The organism is Parabacteroides acidifaciens, from assembly GCF_003363715.1.
GTDB classification, from domain to species: domain Bacteria; phylum Bacteroidota; class Bacteroidia; order Bacteroidales; family Tannerellaceae; genus Parabacteroides; species Parabacteroides acidifaciens.
Window position 1 is genome coordinate 174,625 of sequence record NZ_QREV01000002.1, and the last position, 18,016, is coordinate 192,640.

The 18,016-nt window shown below is 39.8% G+C and carries 12 protein-coding genes; 1 reads left to right on the forward strand and 11 read right to left on the reverse strand.

The features are described 5' to 3' along the window. Positions 1-3: 3 nt before the first annotated feature. The 5 genes from DWU89_RS01555 to DWU89_RS01575 all read right to left on the reverse strand — a co-directional run bounded on the left by DWU89_RS01555 (position 4) and on the right by DWU89_RS01575 (position 8,901). Positions 4-1,023 carry a sugar phosphate isomerase/epimerase family protein gene (locus DWU89_RS01555; protein WP_158543307.1) on the reverse strand — a complete coding sequence of 340 codons (1,020 nt, stop codon included), beginning with the start codon at positions 1,021-1,023 and terminating at the stop codon, positions 4-6. After that, positions 995-2,380, reverse strand: coding sequence for a Gfo/Idh/MocA family protein (locus tag DWU89_RS01560; RefSeq protein ID WP_115497937.1), 1,386 nt, complete (start codon positions 2,378-2,380; stop codon positions 995-997). The genes DWU89_RS01555 and DWU89_RS01560 overlap by 29 nt, the downstream gene beginning before the upstream one ends. Before the next feature lie 51 nt (positions 2,381-2,431). Continuing rightward, the gene (locus DWU89_RS01565; protein WP_208642441.1) at positions 2,432-4,255 is read right to left on the reverse strand and encodes a RagB/SusD family nutrient uptake outer membrane protein; all 1,824 of its coding nucleotides are present in this window, start codon (positions 4,253-4,255) and stop codon (positions 2,432-2,434) included. A gap of 12 nt (positions 4,256-4,267) precedes the next feature. Further along, a complete protein-coding gene (locus DWU89_RS01570; protein WP_199662172.1) occupies positions 4,268-7,714 on the reverse strand; it encodes a TonB-dependent receptor in 3,447 nt (1,148 codons plus the stop codon). A gap of 170 nt (positions 7,715-7,884) precedes the next feature. Further along, positions 7,885-8,901 (reverse strand): FecR family protein, encoded by a 1,017-nt coding sequence (locus DWU89_RS01575; RefSeq protein ID WP_115497938.1) that lies wholly within the window; start codon positions 8,899-8,901, stop codon positions 7,885-7,887. 163 nt (positions 8,902-9,064) lie between these two features. On the opposite strand from DWU89_RS01575, the gene DWU89_RS01580 reads away from it, so the two are divergent. Next, on the forward strand, positions 9,065-9,637 hold the full coding sequence (locus tag DWU89_RS01580) for an RNA polymerase sigma-70 factor (RefSeq protein ID WP_115497964.1): 573 nt from the start codon (positions 9,065-9,067) through the stop codon (positions 9,635-9,637). A gap of 21 nt (positions 9,638-9,658) precedes the next feature. Here the strand turns inward: DWU89_RS01580 and DWU89_RS01585 are convergent, their stop codons facing one another. From DWU89_RS01585 to DWU89_RS01610, 6 genes are all read right to left on the reverse strand, one after another. Beyond that, positions 9,659-10,615: a hypothetical protein gene (locus DWU89_RS01585; protein WP_115497965.1), complete on the reverse strand. Its 957-nt coding sequence runs from the start codon at positions 10,613-10,615 to the stop codon at positions 9,659-9,661. 266 nt (positions 10,616-10,881) lie between these two features. Further along, positions 10,882-11,409, reverse strand: a complete 528-nt coding sequence (locus DWU89_RS01590; RefSeq protein WP_115497939.1) for a DUF6125 family protein — start codon at positions 11,407-11,409, stop codon at positions 10,882-10,884. Positions 11,410-11,454: 45 nt separating this feature from the next. Further along, positions 11,455-12,609, reverse strand: coding sequence for a Wadjet anti-phage system protein JetD domain-containing protein (locus DWU89_RS01595; protein WP_115497940.1), 1,155 nt, complete (start codon positions 12,607-12,609; stop codon positions 11,455-11,457). Next, positions 12,606-15,980, reverse strand: a complete 3,375-nt coding sequence (locus tag DWU89_RS01600) for an ATP-binding protein (RefSeq protein ID WP_115497941.1) — start codon at positions 15,978-15,980, stop codon at positions 12,606-12,608. Before DWU89_RS01600 ends, DWU89_RS01595 begins: the two co-directional genes overlap by 4 nt. Continuing rightward, entirely contained in the window at positions 15,977-16,567 is a 591-nt protein-coding gene (locus tag DWU89_RS01605; RefSeq protein WP_115497942.1) for a DUF4194 domain-containing protein, read from the reverse strand. Before DWU89_RS01605 ends, DWU89_RS01600 begins: the two co-directional genes overlap by 4 nt. After that, a complete protein-coding gene (locus DWU89_RS01610) occupies positions 16,564-18,006 on the reverse strand; it encodes a DUF3375 domain-containing protein (protein WP_115497943.1) in 1,443 nt (480 codons plus the stop codon). The genes DWU89_RS01605 and DWU89_RS01610 overlap by 4 nt, the downstream gene beginning before the upstream one ends. Positions 18,007-18,016: the final 10 nt, after the last annotated feature.

Sequence of the window (18,016 nt, forward strand, 5' to 3'; positions counted from 1 at the left end):
CGATTAATCTAAATTGTGTTCTTTCAACTTTTCGCGAAACCAGTCAATATCCTGTTTTAGGCAGTGTGCTATTTTTTCATGACTCATTGTTGGTGTCCGACTACCTTTGTCGGCTCCTCCCAAGTCATATTCTAAATGAATACTGAATGGACCGGAAAGTTTTAATTCTACGTATTTACGGAGAAAAGCATCAAAATCAACCATTCCATAGCCTAAAGGCATGTCTTGTATTTGCCAATGATCCCCCGTTTTTTGCCAGATAAAATCTTTGATTGGACAGCTTTTAATCCAAGGAGCAAGCAATTCCATCCCTAATGACCAAGATTGGCCACCTTCGCATATTGCATGACGAATATCATATTGTACCCCGATATATTGTGGATCCAGATCTTTTACCAGTAAGTATAAATCCCAGACAGGACCGCCAACTCGGGTTCCTGAATGATTCTGATAAGATCCATGTATATCATATTTACGATTAAGTTTTTCAAGCTGTTCAAAAGATCTCTTCACTATATCTATATTCTGAGGTATTGTTTTTGTTTTATCATAATTTATATACCCCATTCGATAATGCTGTATACCCATTTCTGCTGCTGTAGCAAGAATAGATTCTGTATATTTATCTTTTGCGTCAATGATTGTTGTTACCATCATGGGTGTCGATATACCTTCTTTTTGGAGTGTTTTTACTAAACGTGGCAGATCGCTTTTTACCTTTTCAGGTTGTACGTGTCCACCATCGCGAACAGATAAATCAGCTCCGTTATAGCCCGCTTTTGCAAGAGTTTGAGCGAGTTGTTCATAATTCAGATATTGCAAGCATTTTGTAAATACACATATTGTTTGGGAGTTTACTTTATTACCGGGAATGTTAGATATTATTGGATTATAAACCTTTTTTGCGTAGGCATTGGGGGCTAAAATAGCCCCCGTTGCCAATATAACACTGGTCTTAATAAAACTTCTTCTAGAATTATTCATAACCAAAAAGTTAAATAGTCCAAGGTCTTCGATATTCATATCCCAGCATTTCGTTTGCTTTTTCTGAATTAAGGAAACGTTCATTTACAGCGTCCCAATGTAAGCGCTCCTTTGTTGCTAATGCAATATTGGCAAGATGTGCAAAACTTGTTGATCGATGCCCTTCTTCCAATGGGCATAAAGGAGTTTGTCTGGATTTAACACAATCAAGAAAATCTCGTATTAGTCCGGTTGTACTATCTGCACTACTGGCATCTCCTAATAGTTTCATTTTATTATCGAATGATATTTCATCAAAATGCTTATTCCAATTTTGGAATTGTCCTGGTGATGTGGGTCGGATACGGTATCCTCCTTCATATGCATAAGCAATTCCGTCTGTACCTCTTAACTCCAATTCTCCATAAGGGAACATACCGCCGCTTGTCGTTTCCATAATGCTATAGGTGATAATTTTACCAGATGCAAATTCAAATGTCACGAATGCAGTGTCATCTATATCTGCATCATGATTTAAAACGTATTTACCTCCATGGGCAGAAATGTAAGTCGGTGCAGTCTCATTCATTAGCCAACGTAATGCATCTAAGTGATGTACTCCCCAATTCCCCATTTGAGAGGAATAATCTCCCCACCAACGAAATTTATAAGGTGCGATATTATACTGGTAAGGACGGTATGCGCGCGGACCTAACCACATATCCCAATTGAAATCTTTGGGAGGTTCTTCCGGTTGCATTTTACCGATACCATTCGGAAACAAATTGCTGATATGAGCTGCTCGGCCAACTGTTATTTGTCCGATTCTGCCAGCATGGATCTCTGCTACTAATTTTTGATAAGCTATATTTCCACGACGGTTAATACCAACGGCTACCACTTGTTTGCTGGCAGCTTGTGCTTCTACCATTTTTCGCCCTTCCCTTAAAGTGCTGGTCAGGGGTTTTTCGCAGTAGACATCCTTTCCTGCTTTAATAGCTGCAATGGTGATATAAGCATGCCAATGGTCGGGTGTTGCAATACATACGGCATCTATATCTTTATCGTCAAGTAGTTTCCTGAAATCAGAATACAATTTGGGCTGCTTAGGAAATTTTTCACCCATCTTTGGAATCTTGTCTGTGAGATCTTTTAGCCATCGTTCATTGACTTTACTTCTATCTCTGTGAAGATAGGGCTCATAGATGTCACATAAGGCGGCTACCTCGCAATCTGGTTGTTGCATAAACAATCCTAATAGTTCGGATCCTCTGTTTCCCACCCCGATGAATCCCATTCGTACTTTATCATTTGCTCCTGTTTTATGTGAGGACGTTACTGTACCAAATATATGTGTGTTAGTTGTAAAGCCAGCTGTTAATACTGCCGCGCTTTTTAAGAAATCTCTTCTTTCCATATTATAATTATTTATTTGTTCAACTTGTTGATTATGATAATAAAAACAGAATTATTCATATCCGGGATTTTGAATTAGCAATGAATTCCTATTCATTTCTGTTCGTGGGATAGGGAAAAAATAAGCTTTGTCTAACCATGCCCTTTTTTCAAATTCATAAGGGGTTATTGTAGGGATTTCATCTGTAACATGTGTTTCCTGATCCATTTTATATATAATAGTAACACCATGAACAGGTTTATATGCCTGTGGTCCAATAGCCCAACGACGTACATCCCACATACGATGATCTTCGAATGCCAATTCGACACGTCTTTCATGTCGACAACATTCTCGTAATTCGACTCCTGTAGCTGTAATATCAGGCATGCCAGCTCTTTTTCTTATTTTATTCAAGTATATTTTTGCTTCATCATATTCCCCTAATTCAATGCATGCTTCCGCGTAATTAAGTAATATTTCAGCATAGCGGATATGTCTCCAAGGTGTATCTTGTGCAATATCTTGATATTGCCCATCCATTGATGGATCCAAAAACTTGCGAAGATAATATCCTGTATAGCCTCCTTCAAAAGCGGAAACGGTACTATTTCGTCCGTCTGGTCCATACCATAATTGCATTTCATTCTTTTCAGTATTCCAGATTTCTTTATTCCCAATACTGATAATTCCATTAGGCTCTATACTGATAACGTCAGCTGTCCGAGTTCTCCATTTAGCCCCTTCATAAAGGATTGATGCATAGAAACGAGGATCTCTATCTTTGTATGGAGTCTTAGCATGTTCAGGATTATCCCAACTGAAAGGTATGCCAGAGCGCATTTCATATTCATCAACAATTTCTCCGATAGGACAGTTGTTACCTCCTCCATGATATCCGTTAGGTGTATTATTATTTAATATGTTATTGTTATAAGGTACTAGTCTGGAGGTAAAATATCTTATAAAAATATCTTCTTCCGTAGCTTTAGGTGCCAGGAAAAGATCTGTAATATTCTGTGCAATAGAATCTGTCGGAGATGGATTAGCTTTGAACAGATCGTATAGATGCATATCTATTACTGCTTTAGCGGCGTCTTTGGCTGCTTTCCATCTGCTGTTTTGAGAACCAGTGGTATATTTTAAATATTCTGGTTTTTCGTAATTCTCAAAATTGAAAGAGTTATGTAAATCGCTGGCTGCATAAAGCAATATGCGTGATTTTAAAGCGAGTGCGGCTCCTTTGGTTGCTCGGCCATTGTTGCTACCACTATGAGTAAGAGGTAATAATTCAGCGGCTTTGTCACAATCCTCAGAAATGAACTTGATACAATCTTCATAAGAACTTCTGGCAATATTGTAATCATCTCCTAATTGATATACTTTGTCTACAATGGGAACTCCTCCATAAAGATTGGTTAGATAAAGATAAGTCCATGCTCTTAAAAAATAGGCTTCTCCTTTCAAACGCTCTTTTTTTGTTTTACCATCAATGAGGGTATTATCATCCGGTAATTTATCAATACCCGTTAGAGATATGTTACATTTACGTACAATAGCATAGAGTTGATCCCATATCATACGTGGATGTCCTTCTCCTTTGGTCCACCCTGGTATATTATCCGGGTTTAAGACACAATTGTTGAAATTCATAACATCACTGTTGTCACGACGATGCCCTTCATCAACAAAGCACATTTGCATATATTTAGCATATGGAATATCCATTGCATCGTAAATACCATTAATGAATAATTCTGATAAAGCAGGATCTTTCCATACATCGGTTTCTGAGTACTCCCCTAATGGTTTTAGGACGAGTGCATCATCAGAACATGAGATGGTAAGTATTCCCATGAAAAGAAGTACTGTTGAAAAATATTTAAAACCTTTCATATTCGTATGTTTTTAAAACGTTAATGCTAATCCAATACTATATATCTTATTAAGTGGATATGCGACTGCTGAAGTCGTTTCCGGATCAAAAGTTTTCATACCGCAGATAGTGAATAAATTCATTCCACTGAAATATATACGTGTACTTTCTATACCTAATTTGCTGTATAATTTTTGTGGCATGTTATAACCGAGTTCCAAATTTTTTAATCTGATGTAATCCGATTTTCTGTTCCAATAAGTATTAGGACCTGTTTGTGTTTGGTTCCAATATTCGGATCTGTAGTTCCCGACTCTGGGTTTTGATGCATTTGTATTAGTCGGTGTCCATCTGCCTTCTAAATCTTCCATAGAGAAATTACCAGCTTCACCGGATTCCACTTCATGATATCGAGTGGCTCCGGCTGCACCTTGGAAGCCTATAGTTAAATAAAAGTCTTTATATCCAAGATCAATATTTAGCCCTCCTGTCAGTGTCGGAATATTGGTCTTGTCTGATCTGACACGATCGAGCCCATCGATTTTATTATCTCCGTTCACATCTCTGAAAATAATATCTCCTGGTTTTGCCCCTTGCCAGTGCGGATATCTTTCGAGATCTGTTTCATCTTTGAAGATACCAATTGCTTCATAATACAAGCCTGCTGAATTATCTCCGATTAGACTTGGGTTGATAGGCTTTCCTGTTGCTCGTTGATAATCTGGAATATTGGGTGATTCATCCCAGAAGATAATTTTACTTTTGGAAAAGCCTCCATTAAGGCCGATTTGATAAGTGAAATCCCCAATATTGTTATTGTATGCGATATCAAATTCAAATCCTTGGTTTTTTACTTTCCCTATATTTTCACGGGGAAGAGTCAACCCCGCTGTCGCTGGTATGGAAGCATTACGGTAGCATAAAATATTGGAACGGATATTATGAAAATAATCAACTGATATTCTTAAACTACCATTTAATGTTTGCAGGTCAAAACCGACATTGCTTTGGTTTGCGACTTCCCATGTAATAGACGGATTAGGTATTCTTAATTCTTGGAGGAATTTAGCTTCTGTATTCCCATCGAAAACAGTTGTATTTTTGGAGTCTTTCGGACTGTGCATGTTTCCTGCGGCTGAGTTATCAAAACCATAACTGGCCAGATATTGGTAAGGACTTACCCGGTCATTACCTGTTTGACCCCATGACCCACGAAGTTTGAAAGAGTTGATAAAGGCAAGTTTTTCTTTCCAGAAGTTTTCTTCAGAGATAACCCACCCTAATGAAACAGAAGGGAAAAAACCGTATTGTTTTCCTTTTGGGAAAATATAAGAACCATCATAACGGAATACAAATTCAACTAAATATTTGGATGAATAGTCGTAATTAAATCGGCCGAAATAATTAATACGGGCATCATGGCTGGCAGAGCCTGTATTGGTTTTATCAAGATCCCCTCCGGCAAATAATTCGTCAATCAATGTGGAAGCAAAATAAGTCCGGTAGGCAGAAAAATTCATGGACTCTCCTGTTTTTCTTTCGAAACCAATCATCGCCTTTAATCCGTGTGTTTGGGCAAACGTATGAGAGTAATTCACTAATGCATTTAAGGTCAAACCATGATCATCTTGCATATATTGATTTAAACTGGGGGATGAATATCCTGATGATGCGCCTGAAACAACAGGCATATTGTTAGAATCAAGCGTTTTACCATCCCAAGAGTAAAGAGTCCATGGTGTTTTCCATGTTTTTTGGTTTCTGATAAATTTATCGAATGCGACATTACCGGTAACAGTTAATCCTTCTATACCCGGGATTGTGATATCCAACTTTATGTTACTTGTTAATATATAGCTTATATTGCGATCATAGCCTGTTGCATTTGTAGCAACAACGGCAGGATTCATTCCTCCTTCATACCCAGACGCAGGATATTCGCCATAAAAAGCAACTCTATTAGGACGTCCCATTCCATAGCGAAGTAGTTCACTTAACGCTGCCGTAGAGTTATTACGATTTTCCTGTCGGGCTGCCAGATCGATACCAAGATTGATATATTTGGTAACCTTCGCATCCAGATTACTTCTTATATCCATCTGTCGATAGCTGTTTGCACTACGTTGGAAGATTCCTTTTTGATAATTGAATCCGGCAGATACAAAATATTTTACTCTTTCGCTACCCCCACGTAAAGATGCATCTACATATGTTTGCGGTGTGAACTTCTTGAAAACTAAATCATACCAATCTGTATTAGGATGCCCCCAAGGATCGGAACCATCCGCGAATAGCTTAATATCTTCATCTGTATATCTTGGCTGACGGTTGGCATATAAATCAATTTCATTAAGTGCCTGTGCGTAGGTTGCTGCATCTGCCCATTCTGGAACAATGGTTGGAGTTGCCCAACCCTGCCTAACGTTTACATTGATAACAGGTTTACCTATAATGCCTCGTTTGGTTGTGACAAGAATTACTCCATTTGCTGCCTGTGCTCCATAAATGGCAGCTGAGGCATCTTTGAGAACTGTAATACTTTCTACGTCTGCAGGGTTCAGTCGATTCATATCTCGTCCTGCAATACCATCAACTACTACTAATGGATTATTATCTCCCAGAGTATTGGAACCGCGTATTCTTAAAGTGGAATTGTCAGAACCGGGCTGTCCGGAAGTTGTGACAGCCGTTAATCCGGCGAATTTACCAGCTAATGCATTTGTGAAGTTATTAGCAGGGATAGATTTTAACTTGTCTCCCTTCATAGATGCAATGGAACCTGTGATTGTCGCTTTTTTGGTTGTTCCGTATCCGATTGCAACGACTTCGCCTAAACCTATCGCTGTTTCCTCTAATGCAATATTGAAGGTCGTTTTATTGCCGGCTGGAACTTCTTGTGTTTTCATTCCGACAAAAGAAAACACAAGAATGGCTTTTTCTGGAATTGCAGACAGTGTATAATGGCCATCAGCATTGGTTATTGTACCGATTGTTGTTCCTTTAACGGACACATTTGCTCCAATTATAGGCTCATTATTGATATCTGTTACAATACCTGAAATTGTTTTGCCTGATTGTTGTGAAGTCGTTACTCCCGGAGAACCGGTTGATAAAATAATACTTTTCTCCATTACCGAATAGCGGATGTCCGTTCCTTTGAAGAGTTCATTCAGAATGGAAAAGACGTTTTTGTTACTACTCTTTATCGAAACAATGCGGTTGGTATTCACTTGTTTGTTGTTGTAGAAGAAGTGAAACTCGGATTGCTTCTCGATTTCGTCCAGTACGTTTTGTACTGTTTGGTTCTTTATATCCAAGGATAACAAGGTGGATTGACTGTAGCTGTTTTCTGCAAATACCAATCCTATCGACACAAATAACATAAGGATGGATAGTCTCATAAATAGTGGTATTTTCTTTAAGATAGCAAATGGTGATTTTACCACCCTAAAGTATTGGATGCTAAAATAATTTGTCATAATTTTGTACTGTTTTAAATGATAAAATAGATAAGTGAGACCTGTCGCCAAACAGGTGGACCTTTTGTTTTTCACACGAGGAAATACGCCAATATTTTCTCGTGTGTTTTGCTTTTAAGGAGGACGTGCTTTCATGTTTTGTTCTTTTAAAGATTAATAATGTTGGATATTTAGTAAAGTACAACTTTGCTTTTCGTTTGAATAGTCTTTTCTCCAGGTTCCGGTTCTATTATACGATATTGGATGCCGGATGCTATTCGGAAATGCTCCAATATTTGAATTAACTGTTGGGTATCGAATGTACCTGTGAAAGAACTTTTCTTTATTGCTTCCCTTTCTATTATAAAATCGACATTGAAACGGTGGCTTAGTTTTTTCAAAACAGCCTCTAACGGAGTATCTCTTAAAACAATCTTACCCTCTTTCCATGCAATTTCGCTTGAGACGAATGTTTCCTTTTTCTTTGCTTCTCCTGTATTTTTACAATAAATCACTTTTTGGTTCGGATGCATGACTAAAGTGTTTAACTTTTTGTCTTCCGTTTTATATAAAAGGCGAACAGAACCTTCTTCCAAGGTTGTTGCAATGTAATTCTCATCTTCATATGCTTCAATGTTGAATTTGGTACCCAAAACTTCAACTTTTAAATCCTCACCGGAAGATACGATAAATCTCTTGTCAGGATCTTTCGCTATCTGGAAATAAGCTTCACCGGTAAGACTGACTTCACGGGTTTTGCCAGTGAATTTTAGCGGACGGATTAACTTGGAACCTGAATTTAACCACACTTTACTGCCATCGGGCAAGTCGATGGATGTGATCATACCCGGAGTTGTTGTGAACTCCATATATTCTACGGGTTCTTCTCTCAGCCAATAATAGGCGGAGACCAATAACAATGGAATGAACAGGATTGCAGCAATACGCTGGAGCCAGATAAAAAGACCTGCCCTTTTGCGTTGTTTGATTTTTCTCTTTACTGTTTTCAGGGATGCGGAAGCATCTGTAAGTTTAATCGTATTTAGTGCCTCGGATGCAAGACAAATTGATTGTATGTCCCGTGCCAACTTTTTGTTTTCTTCAGATTGCTCAATCCACTGTTTGATTATATCTTTTTCAGATAAAGAGACTGAGCCTGTAAAATAGTTCAAAAGAGTTGTTTCATCTATATGTATGTGTTCTTCCATTTTCTCCTTTTTATATATATGACTGATGGGAAAGGAAACCTCCTAAACAGAAACCGGATTTTTTTATTTATTTTTTTGTGATTGTTTTTTTGAGATAAAAGATTACATTTGTTGCATCTGGTAGATGAGGCCTGTGATTGTTGATTTTAAATACATGATTCTAATGCTACATGAAATTCAATATACAACTGATGAATCTCTTTTTCAATATTTAACTAAAGGAGATGAGAAAGCGTTCGATGTTTTATTTCTGAAATATTACCCTTCCTTATGTGCTTATGCACGACAGTTTGTGGAGTATGACGATGGTCAGGAGATTGTGCAGGATGTGATGGTTTGGCTATGGGAGAACCGGGAGATGCATACGTTTGAGATTTCTCCGAAAAGTTACTTGTTCAAAGCAGTGAAGAACCGTTGTCTGACATTGATCAGTCGCAATGAAATCAAGCAAAGAATAGTGAATACTTTATATGATGACCAACAGTTACGATATGAAGATCCTGACTTTTATATCGTGGAGGAGTTGAGCCGGAAAATAGAGGAGGCACTGCAACGTTTGCCTAATAGCTATCGGGAAGCTTTTGAAATGAATCGTTTCCAACATTTGACTTATGGCGAAATAGCAAGTCAACTGAATGTCTCATCAAAAACAGTAGACTATCGTATCCAACAAGCGCTGAAATTGCTGCGTGTAGATCTGAGAGATTATTTGCCAATATTGCTTGCCATTATTTAAAAACGATTCCTATGTATGTTTTTATAAAGTGTCTATTATCTCATGCTGTTTTTTGAGGAAAGGAATACGCTGTGCTTCTCCACTTCCTGATATCAGAACGGAATGCCGTTTTAAAGATTGGATCCAATTGCGTTGCATTTGGCAGATGTGCGGACTTTGCGAATCCATTGAGTTGATGGAATAGACTCGTATCATGCTGATTTGAAAATCTTTCTTTTCGATGTAACTGTATGTCGCTTCGAAATGGATATTGGACAGATAGATATAGACTTCCTTGTTTTCACTAAATTGACCTTTGATCGATAATGCCTCCATAGAATCAAGCAAATGATGGAGCTCTTCTTTTATGTGAATGATGTCATCTTGCGAAATCAGGTTGAGGCAGGCAAAATATTTAATCTCTTCTATGAACGTGAGAAAAATATTGGTATCCCAGATAAAATAGGTCTTTTTGCATTGTTTTGTAGCCTCGCTTAGGTGTTTATGTACATCCACAATCCGGTCTTCTACGTGCATCTCCGATAAAGACTTTGGTACTTTTTGCCCATTCTGATAAATCCATCGGCAAAGGCGGAATTTGGATAAGTATTCAAATGAAGAATAAAGGGTAAAAGGAAGAACGTTGGAGACTGTATGGACTTCAGTGCTTTCGTCATTTTTTACATAGTTGAATATTTGAAAGTAACGATTGGCGATATCGTAATAACTTTCCAAGGCATTGGATGGACTGTGTAAATTCAAATCGAAAGTGACTTTGTTTGAGAAATGATTACCGATAATCTGGTCGATAGAAATACCCAGCTTGTTGGATAGAAGCGCGACTTCATTGATCGTAAACGCAACTTCTCCCCGCAGCCTGCGATAAACAGCTTCTTTCCCTAAACACAATGCATCTGTCAGGTAGTTGGCAAGATTTTGTCCTTTAGGTATTCGTTCTTTTATGATCGTAGTCAGTTCGTCTAAAACGTGATTTTTCATCATTGATCCTTTCCTTTTTTAATTGATTACCGCCATTTACACAGCATTTGCAAATTTAAAGTAAGAAAACAATATCTTAGTGGCGAAAAGCAGGTTGGAATAAGTAATTGTTTTGTCTAATTGCAAGCAAAAAGAAAGGGGCGGTGACTTTGAGTAAGGATTGGCGTAAATATGTCTTTTGATATTTCGTTTTTCGAAAGAGGAGTAAGGCTTTAGTTGTGATTTTTGTAGCAAGTCCATGATGTGTAAAAACATGCTATACCGGTTTAATCCGGTGCTGAGTGTTTTAATGTGAATTTCCAACAGCAGGCGCATCCCTGATCGGTAACCTCCGGATAGCAACTTATCATTTCGGTAACGATCCTTCCATCAATAACGCGTGCAAACCCGTCATGTTCGATGAAACCAACCGGTGCGCATGGATGAAACGGCATGCCTTTTGCCTTTCGGGCAGATTGTACCCTGCATTCATTTATACGATATATAAGAGAATCTCCTTCTCTAAAGATACTGACAGAAGGGTTCGACAATGCAGAGAATCTTATCGCCAATGCCTTCTCCAATCCTTCAAGGCCAGCTTCGTCCGGAAGGTTCAGAAAGTTTTTAATCCTTTTGGCTTCCGTACGGGTGAATTTTACCCATGCATTCTTGTCATGCCACATCGCCTCCTCCATGTCGCTCTTCTCTTCCACTGATTGGAACCATACTCCGTCAAGGGCATAGATGTTCTTCGCGTATATTCTGATCAAGTCTTTAAGTTCTTCTTTTGATAATAGGTCGAGTTTGTCTGTCATGATTTTTAGAATTATCTTTATTACTTTGCTTTACTTTGTTTCGTCTTAATCTACATTTAAACAGATACAAAGGTAAGTCACAACATCGACATATGGTATCTGTTCTTGCTCTAACCGGAAATTATTTTCTTGTAGATGACGATATAACTCCTGCTCTTCTTCGGTTAACAAAGGTAATGTTTGTAGTGATGCCGGCGTCCCTTCTTTTACCAGATGCCGATATTTATGGAATGTATCCCAATTCATCATCAGTGAGAGAGCTGAAGGATAATAGTTACGGAACTGATTGAGTATTTGCAAACCTTGCGCATCTAAATCGCCCCAGTAATAACATTGGGCATGGGTTATCCACGGAATGTCTTTTAGATAACTGATGTTGAAACCTCCTCCGCTCCAGATGGCAATACTGTCCGGTAGTTGAGGCAGTGTTAGGAAATTCATCTTGTTTTCCGTTATAAATATGTTTTTGCAGGCACAGTTTAGTAGACGAAAGTCCGGCAATGGAAGAGATGTATCCATCCAACGAGGACCGATTGCTAAGGCTTTATCTAAAAAACGTATGCGGATTAACGGTTCGGCACATTTCAATCCGTATCGTTTCTCAAATGCTTTTTCTTCGTGATCAATAGCCGATTCGGGTAATAGTCCGTCCAGCAAATTTCTGAGTAAATCTTTGTTCTCTTCGATGTATTTGGTGTGTACATCAATGGGTAGTTCCCGGATATAGAGGTGGGGACAGGGATGTTCGATAAAGTATTTGCAAACCTTGATTGTATCTTTCCATGTGTCGTGGCTGATCAGTCGGAGAGGATTGCTTCGGCACCATTCGATGAGCCTGGGCATTTCATCGTTGATGAGTTGCCAATTCCGGGTAAAAGTATCTAATTCATTCCGTTTCCGGGTAATACGTAAATAAACATCCAAAGAAGGAATCAGTATGCAAACAGGAATATTCTGATTCCCGATCTTCTCGAAGTTCTTTTCTGCCATTTCTACTACATATCCCCATATAGAGGCACTTTTTTGCAGTTCTGCGATGGCAGCTTTATGCTCTGATAGTTTCAGCAGGATATCTTTCGCTGTTATCTTTCCGATGCGGGTAATTCTTTTCGGAAAGAAAGGCTCTCCTGCCATGTTCGACAGGAGTAATTCTTTCCACCAATTCAGGCATTGTTTTTTTATATCTTGTGGTGTAATCATGGGATGATTTCTATTTGTGAATGATACTGGCTTTTTTCTGCTTTGTACTCTTCGATACTTAAATTACGGATTTGCGACTCATTGCCTTCCGGATTCGATACATAATGGACGGAATGGATGTAGTTTTCAATGACATGGATTTTCTGCATCGGGGTGACAATCAGTAGTTGTAGATTCAGTTTCTTGAACAGGTCGAGTCCGAATTGCGTACTTTCATCATCGCCACGACCGAAGGCCTCGTCTATGACAACAAACCGGAACGACTGACTCCGCTCTTCCTGATAGTTCAGTCCAAACTGATAGGCGAGGGCAGAGGCCAGAATGGTGTAGGCCAGCTTCTCTTTCTGGCCACCCGATTTGCCGGAAGTGCCGGCGTAGAACTCCTTCTCCGAGTCGTCGGCCCGGTAACGTTCACTCACATTGAAGAGGAACCATTGACGTACGTCTGTAACTTGTGCGGTCCATTCAATATCCTTGTTTTCATTGCTGCGGAAACGATTCAGAATACATTGTACCTGTTCGAAACGATCCTCGGTGTACGCATCGTCCGTGCTGAGAATGTTGCTGTAGCAAGCTTTCTGATTTTCCTTGAATTCAAGAATTTCCCGGTTGGGATTGGCTACCGTTTGGAGTTTGATGTAAGTACCCTTGTTGAACTCGATAGCCTCCAGGTGACGGTTGATTATTTCTATTTTTTTCTGAATTTGTTTGGCATGCAAATCCAGTTTATTGTCGAAGGTAACGATGCTTTTTATGGTATCCTGATTCAAGAGTACCTTTAGTTTTGCTTCGTGTGCCGGTAATCCTTCTGTGATAACCTGTTGAAGAATCTTTAGATATTCGGCGCGGGCTTCAATATCTTCGGGTAGTTCCAGGGCCTCGAAAGGGAAAGCGTTACGATAGTCACGCATGATTTTAGTGATCTTCTCTCTCAGTGTATCCCGCTTTTTCTGCATGTTCAACCGGGTTCCCGATAAGCTTTTGGATAGCTCTCCTTTCTGGCTGTCTATATTGCCAAGTGTGTAAGAACTGCTTGGTTGCGACGATTCTATTTTGGGATAATAGGCACTTTTGTTTTCCGAGGAAAGCGAAGCGGACTGTTGTTGTAAATCCGGTAGTTGAGCATAGTCTGTTTCTACTTGATTATTCAATCGCCCGCGATTGTCTTTTAGCTTATCGATCTGATTTCTCAAGTCGCTTTCTTTGCTTTCCAACTGCTTTTGCCGCTCTGTCAGCGTTTTAATCAGATCGTTACTTTTTGCCAGTTCTTGTTCCTCCTTTTGCAGTTGGGATATACGTTCTGTTTCTTGTTGCCAGTTCAGATCATTCCAGTCTTGGAATCTTTTTATCTGCATTAAAGACGATCGGGTATTATTGCATACATCTATTGCCTTTGAAAGTTCTTCAATTCCGGTTTCTTCTGTTTTATATTGGGACAAAAGCGATTTCAGGTAGGATTCGATCGCTTGTATTTTCTCTTTATTACTCCAACCTAATATGAAGTTCCTGCGATCCCAAAGGTCGCGACGATCATCTTTGACATGGCGCAAACGACCTGTTTTGATTTGTCCTTCTTTTGTGATCCCATCACTGACATGCTGAAATTCATCTAAGGATACACATTGCAGATTGAAGCGGTGCACCAATTCTTTCTCTATCCAATTGTAGAATGTTGTATTGGGTTTAATATTAATTTTGTTTACTGCTGACGAGGGAGATAAATCTTCAATGAGAGCACTCTGTTGTTTGCTTTCTGCCGGTATGCGGAAATATTCCAGGCGGATACCTTTATGGCGATTGTCTTGCAGTTTGTTGGCATTTACGAATCCCGATACTAAGTGATAATATCGGTCGGGAACCAACATGCTGATACCGAATCCCCGTAACAATCGCTCCAAAGCTCCTTCCCATTCTTTGTCTTTGGAACGGACTTGCAGCAGTTCGCCGACAAAGGGGATCTCCTCCTCGCGAATACCTAAATTTTCGACCAACTGTTTTCGTATTTCCAAAATGCCGGAAGGCAACTGGTTGGAGCGTGTTTGCAAAGACTCTATCTCCTGCTTTTGCATATCAATCTCCTGTCGAGTGTTGAGATGTTCAGCTATTTTCGTACCTTGCAGTTTTGTCAACTTATCCCGCTCTTTCTGTATTTCGTCCTGCTTTTCCTCTGCACTTTTCAAATTGCGGTAAAAGGTCTGTTCGGTGTTGGCTGCGGGAAGACCACATTGCTGGGTCAGTTGGAGATATTCTTCGTGTTGTTTCTTTTTGTCTTGCTGGTCTTTGGCAGCTTGTGCTATTTCAGTCTTGATTTGATCCAGGCGGGCACCCCCGTTGTCGTGGATGGCTTGTCGAAGTTCGTTCATCGTATTGCGGCAGGTATCAAGCTCTGTCTCTGCTTGTTTGATTTGGTTTTCCTGCTGTGTGAGTTTGCGCTTGCAATTGGCGATCTCTTTTTGCAACAGACTTATTTTCTTGTCGGCAAAGTAGGCCGGGATAGCATCCGACAGCAGTACTTCAATTTCGTGTAATTGTTCTTCTACTTGGGAATATTCATGATCCAGTCCGGTCAGCGGATTCAAAATGTCACGTTGCTTACGGGCCTCCATTACCGCGGCATGCGCTTGATGCAGGTTGTCGAATCGTTTTTTCAGTTCATCTATTTGTTCTTGTATGTTAGTCGGTTCCAGCATTTGTTCGCGGACAAAGTTGGTAAGGCTGCTTACCGATTTCATGGAAACTGTTTGATAGAACAATTCGATAGCCTTATCAGAGTTCATGCCGAACAGTTGGCGGAATCGTTGGCTGTATCGGGTAAAGTTGTCATCAAATATTTCGATGCAGTTATTGGTACGCAATCGTTTCTTCAGTTCTTTAATATCCGCGAATCCGGAAAAATGCTCTTTAATTGTGAGTGGCTCGCTTCCTATCAGTAGTAGTTTACGGACATTACTGCCATTCTCAATCCAGAAAAGTTGGGCTAATGAAGTGTGTGTATTGTATCCGGCATTATAAAAATTGGCAATAATGACTGTAAACGTAGCTTCGCCTGACTTTGTATAACGCAGGGAAACGGCTTTGCTGGCATTGGTCAGTTCGTCGCTTTTTGAACTGTAATTTCCTTTGATGTATGAAGCCAGATTGCGCTCTTTGCTTTCGGCGCCGGCTGCTTTATTGAATGTTATGCGGTTGTAGGGTACCAGAAGGCAGGTCGATGCATCGACAACAGTCGATTTCCCCGATCCTACGGCACCGGTCAGTAATGAGTTCTCACCTTGCGGGGTGATTCGCCATATCTTATTATTAAAGGTTCCCCAGTTTAATAATTCCATATATTGCAGGCGGTGGCCCACCTGTCCGACTTCGTTCTTCATTTCTTTGACTGTGTTACATATTCTTTATACCGTTCTAACCATTCGCTGACTTGGTCTGCATTGACAAATGCCTTGATGATACGATTGACTTCATATTGTTCCTGTTCTGTTTTCATTTGTCGCAAGAAACCTTCGTCGATCACTTTTTTGATGGCGCTGTCTATTTGTTTCTGCGTGTTGGCTTCATTGCTTGTTTCCTTCAGGTATAATTTCATCAGGTTGTCGATCTCTTCACGGCTCAGTATCGCTTTGGCGGATTCCCCTTCCTGATCATTTTCGATCAAGTGCTTGCGAAGCAATAAACAGAGTAATGACACATGGAAGGTGAGCGGACGGCGTCTGATTAATTTAGGAATGTTTTCCTGCTCAGAGGATTCCTCTTCACCGGCTGTTTGCGACTGTTGTTGTTTCAGATAAGCATATCCTTCAGCCTTGTCGATAATGACATCCAGATGGATGTCAGCAAAATAGTTTCTAATATCCCGTTCATGTTCGGGTTGCATCAATGTGTTCCATATTTCTTCTTGATGACTATATACAATACCTTTTAATAAGGATATCAGTACGTTGGAATAGACTTTCTTCATCGATTGAATATGATTTTAGGAATTTTTACTTTGAATATTTGTCCGGTTTGTGAATTACGGATTTGTATCTCCTCCTGTTCATCGGCAGAAACCGAATGCCGTTTCTCGTTTTTGGTTGCGATGTCCAGATAAGCCACTACTTCAGCCACTCCTTTTTCGATAGGGTGTGCCTTTATTAATTCCGGCAAAGAAACTTGTGGCTGATATCTGAGCAATTGTCTGATATTATCTTTTAATTTAGGAATATCTATTTCAAACTGTTCGTACAGCAGTTCATTGCTTCCGGATGCTTTGCCTTCCTGCAACGGTTGCTTCTTGAATTTTATTTGTTCGGGAGGTGAAAACAGCGGACGGTCACAGATCAGGTCGATATGGATGATGTCCTCCACTTCCAATGCCGGGAGTTTCGTAAAGTCGATTTCCGGATGCTCGAAAATTAATTTGAGCCCTTCATCGATCTGTTCGTGGATTCGTTTGTTTTCAAAGAAGGATTTGTGTTCCAGGTATCTTCGTAGCTGATTCCATAGCGAATTTGTCGTTTTATTGGTACGGTCTCCTGCTTCGATCAAGCTGTTTCTCAATAACTCCATACGGAAATTATCATTCCTCATCTTTTGTACAACAGGTATATTAAGCATGAGTTCAATTAGTTTTTCAAATTCCACTTGTTTGGATTGTGACAGCAAGAATTCCCAGAAAGCGGTAAAGCTTTTTCCCTGATCGGTTTGCGCGAGGAAGTCTTGTTGTTCGAATAAGTCCGACAGGACCTCGCCTTTCGATTGACTGGTTGTAATGATCTGTCTTCTGAAATTTCGATCCAGGTCCCTGAAGTTCTGTTCCACTTCTCTAAAGTCGGCAAGTAATGATTTGGCTGTATCCTCAATCAGGAAATACTCTTCCTTTATTTGCCGTTCGTCCAGCATTTCCAGTTTGCCGGCCTTGATATCTTCAATGCTCTGTTCTAATATCTGCTTCTGTGCTTCCAGTTGAGCGAGTCTTTCCGATGCATTCATTTGGGTTTTGCCCACCAGCTTTTGCATTCGTTCGAAAAGATATTTCAGACGCGATTCCGTACCGATGAATTCTCGTTTCTCCAGACTGTCAATCCATTTGAAAGCCAGTTCCGTGGCCGGTGTCAGTTCGTAGACAAACTCATCTGTTTTCCCCGGATACTTGCGAAGAAATCCGGCATTGCTCCAATCTGTCAAATATTCAGCCGGTGGTTTAGGGTACGTTTTGCCCGGTTCATTTAATATATAGAGAACATCCGAGAGGCGGCTGGTCAGTTCTTTTTCCAGGATGCCGCCTTCCTCCTGATTCGAGAATTCTTCCTTGAAAGCAGAGGATAGAAAGCTGATAATAAGCGGTGCATTATCAGCTTTCAATAATCGGATGGTGGTATGGTTCTTAAGCAATTGGCTTATATATTCATAGGTCATATACAATATC

What these genes read in the sequence shown, in the direction of transcription:
- DWU89_RS01555 (WP_158543307.1), bottom strand. Translation starts at nt 1,023, where the DNA reads ATGAATATCGAAGACCTTGGACTATTTAACTTTTTGGTTATGAATAAT.
- DWU89_RS01560 (WP_115497937.1), bottom strand. Translation starts at nt 2,380, where the DNA reads ATGGAAAGAAGAGATTTCTTAAAAAGCGCGGCAGTATTAACAGCTGGC.
- DWU89_RS01565 (WP_208642441.1), bottom strand. Translation starts at nt 4,255, where the DNA reads ATGAAAGGTTTTAAATATTTTTCAACAGTACTTCTTTTCATGGGAATA.
- DWU89_RS01570 (WP_199662172.1), bottom strand. Translation starts at nt 7,714, where the DNA reads ATGACAAATTATTTTAGCATCCAATACTTTAGGGTGGTAAAATCACCA.
- DWU89_RS01575 (WP_115497938.1), bottom strand. Translation starts at nt 8,901, where the DNA reads ATGGAAGAACACATACATATAGATGAAACAACTCTTTTGAACTATTTT.
- DWU89_RS01580 (WP_115497964.1), top strand. Translation starts at nt 9,065, where the DNA reads ATGCTACATGAAATTCAATATACAACTGATGAATCTCTTTTTCAATAT.
- DWU89_RS01585 (WP_115497965.1), bottom strand. Translation starts at nt 10,615, where the DNA reads ATGAAAAATCACGTTTTAGACGAACTGACTACGATCATAAAAGAACGA.
- DWU89_RS01590 (WP_115497939.1), bottom strand. Translation starts at nt 11,409, where the DNA reads ATGACAGACAAACTCGACCTATTATCAAAAGAAGAACTTAAAGACTTG.
- DWU89_RS01595 (WP_115497940.1), bottom strand. Translation starts at nt 12,609, where the DNA reads ATGATTACACCACAAGATATAAAAAAACAATGCCTGAATTGGTGGAAA.
- DWU89_RS01600 (WP_115497941.1), bottom strand. Translation starts at nt 15,980, where the DNA reads ATGAAGAACGAAGTCGGACAGGTGGGCCACCGCCTGCAATATATGGAA.
- DWU89_RS01605 (WP_115497942.1), bottom strand. Translation starts at nt 16,567, where the DNA reads ATGAAGAAAGTCTATTCCAACGTACTGATATCCTTATTAAAAGGTATT.
- DWU89_RS01610 (WP_115497943.1), bottom strand. Translation starts at nt 18,006, where the DNA reads ATGACCTATGAATATATAAGCCAATTGCTTAAGAACCATACCACCATC.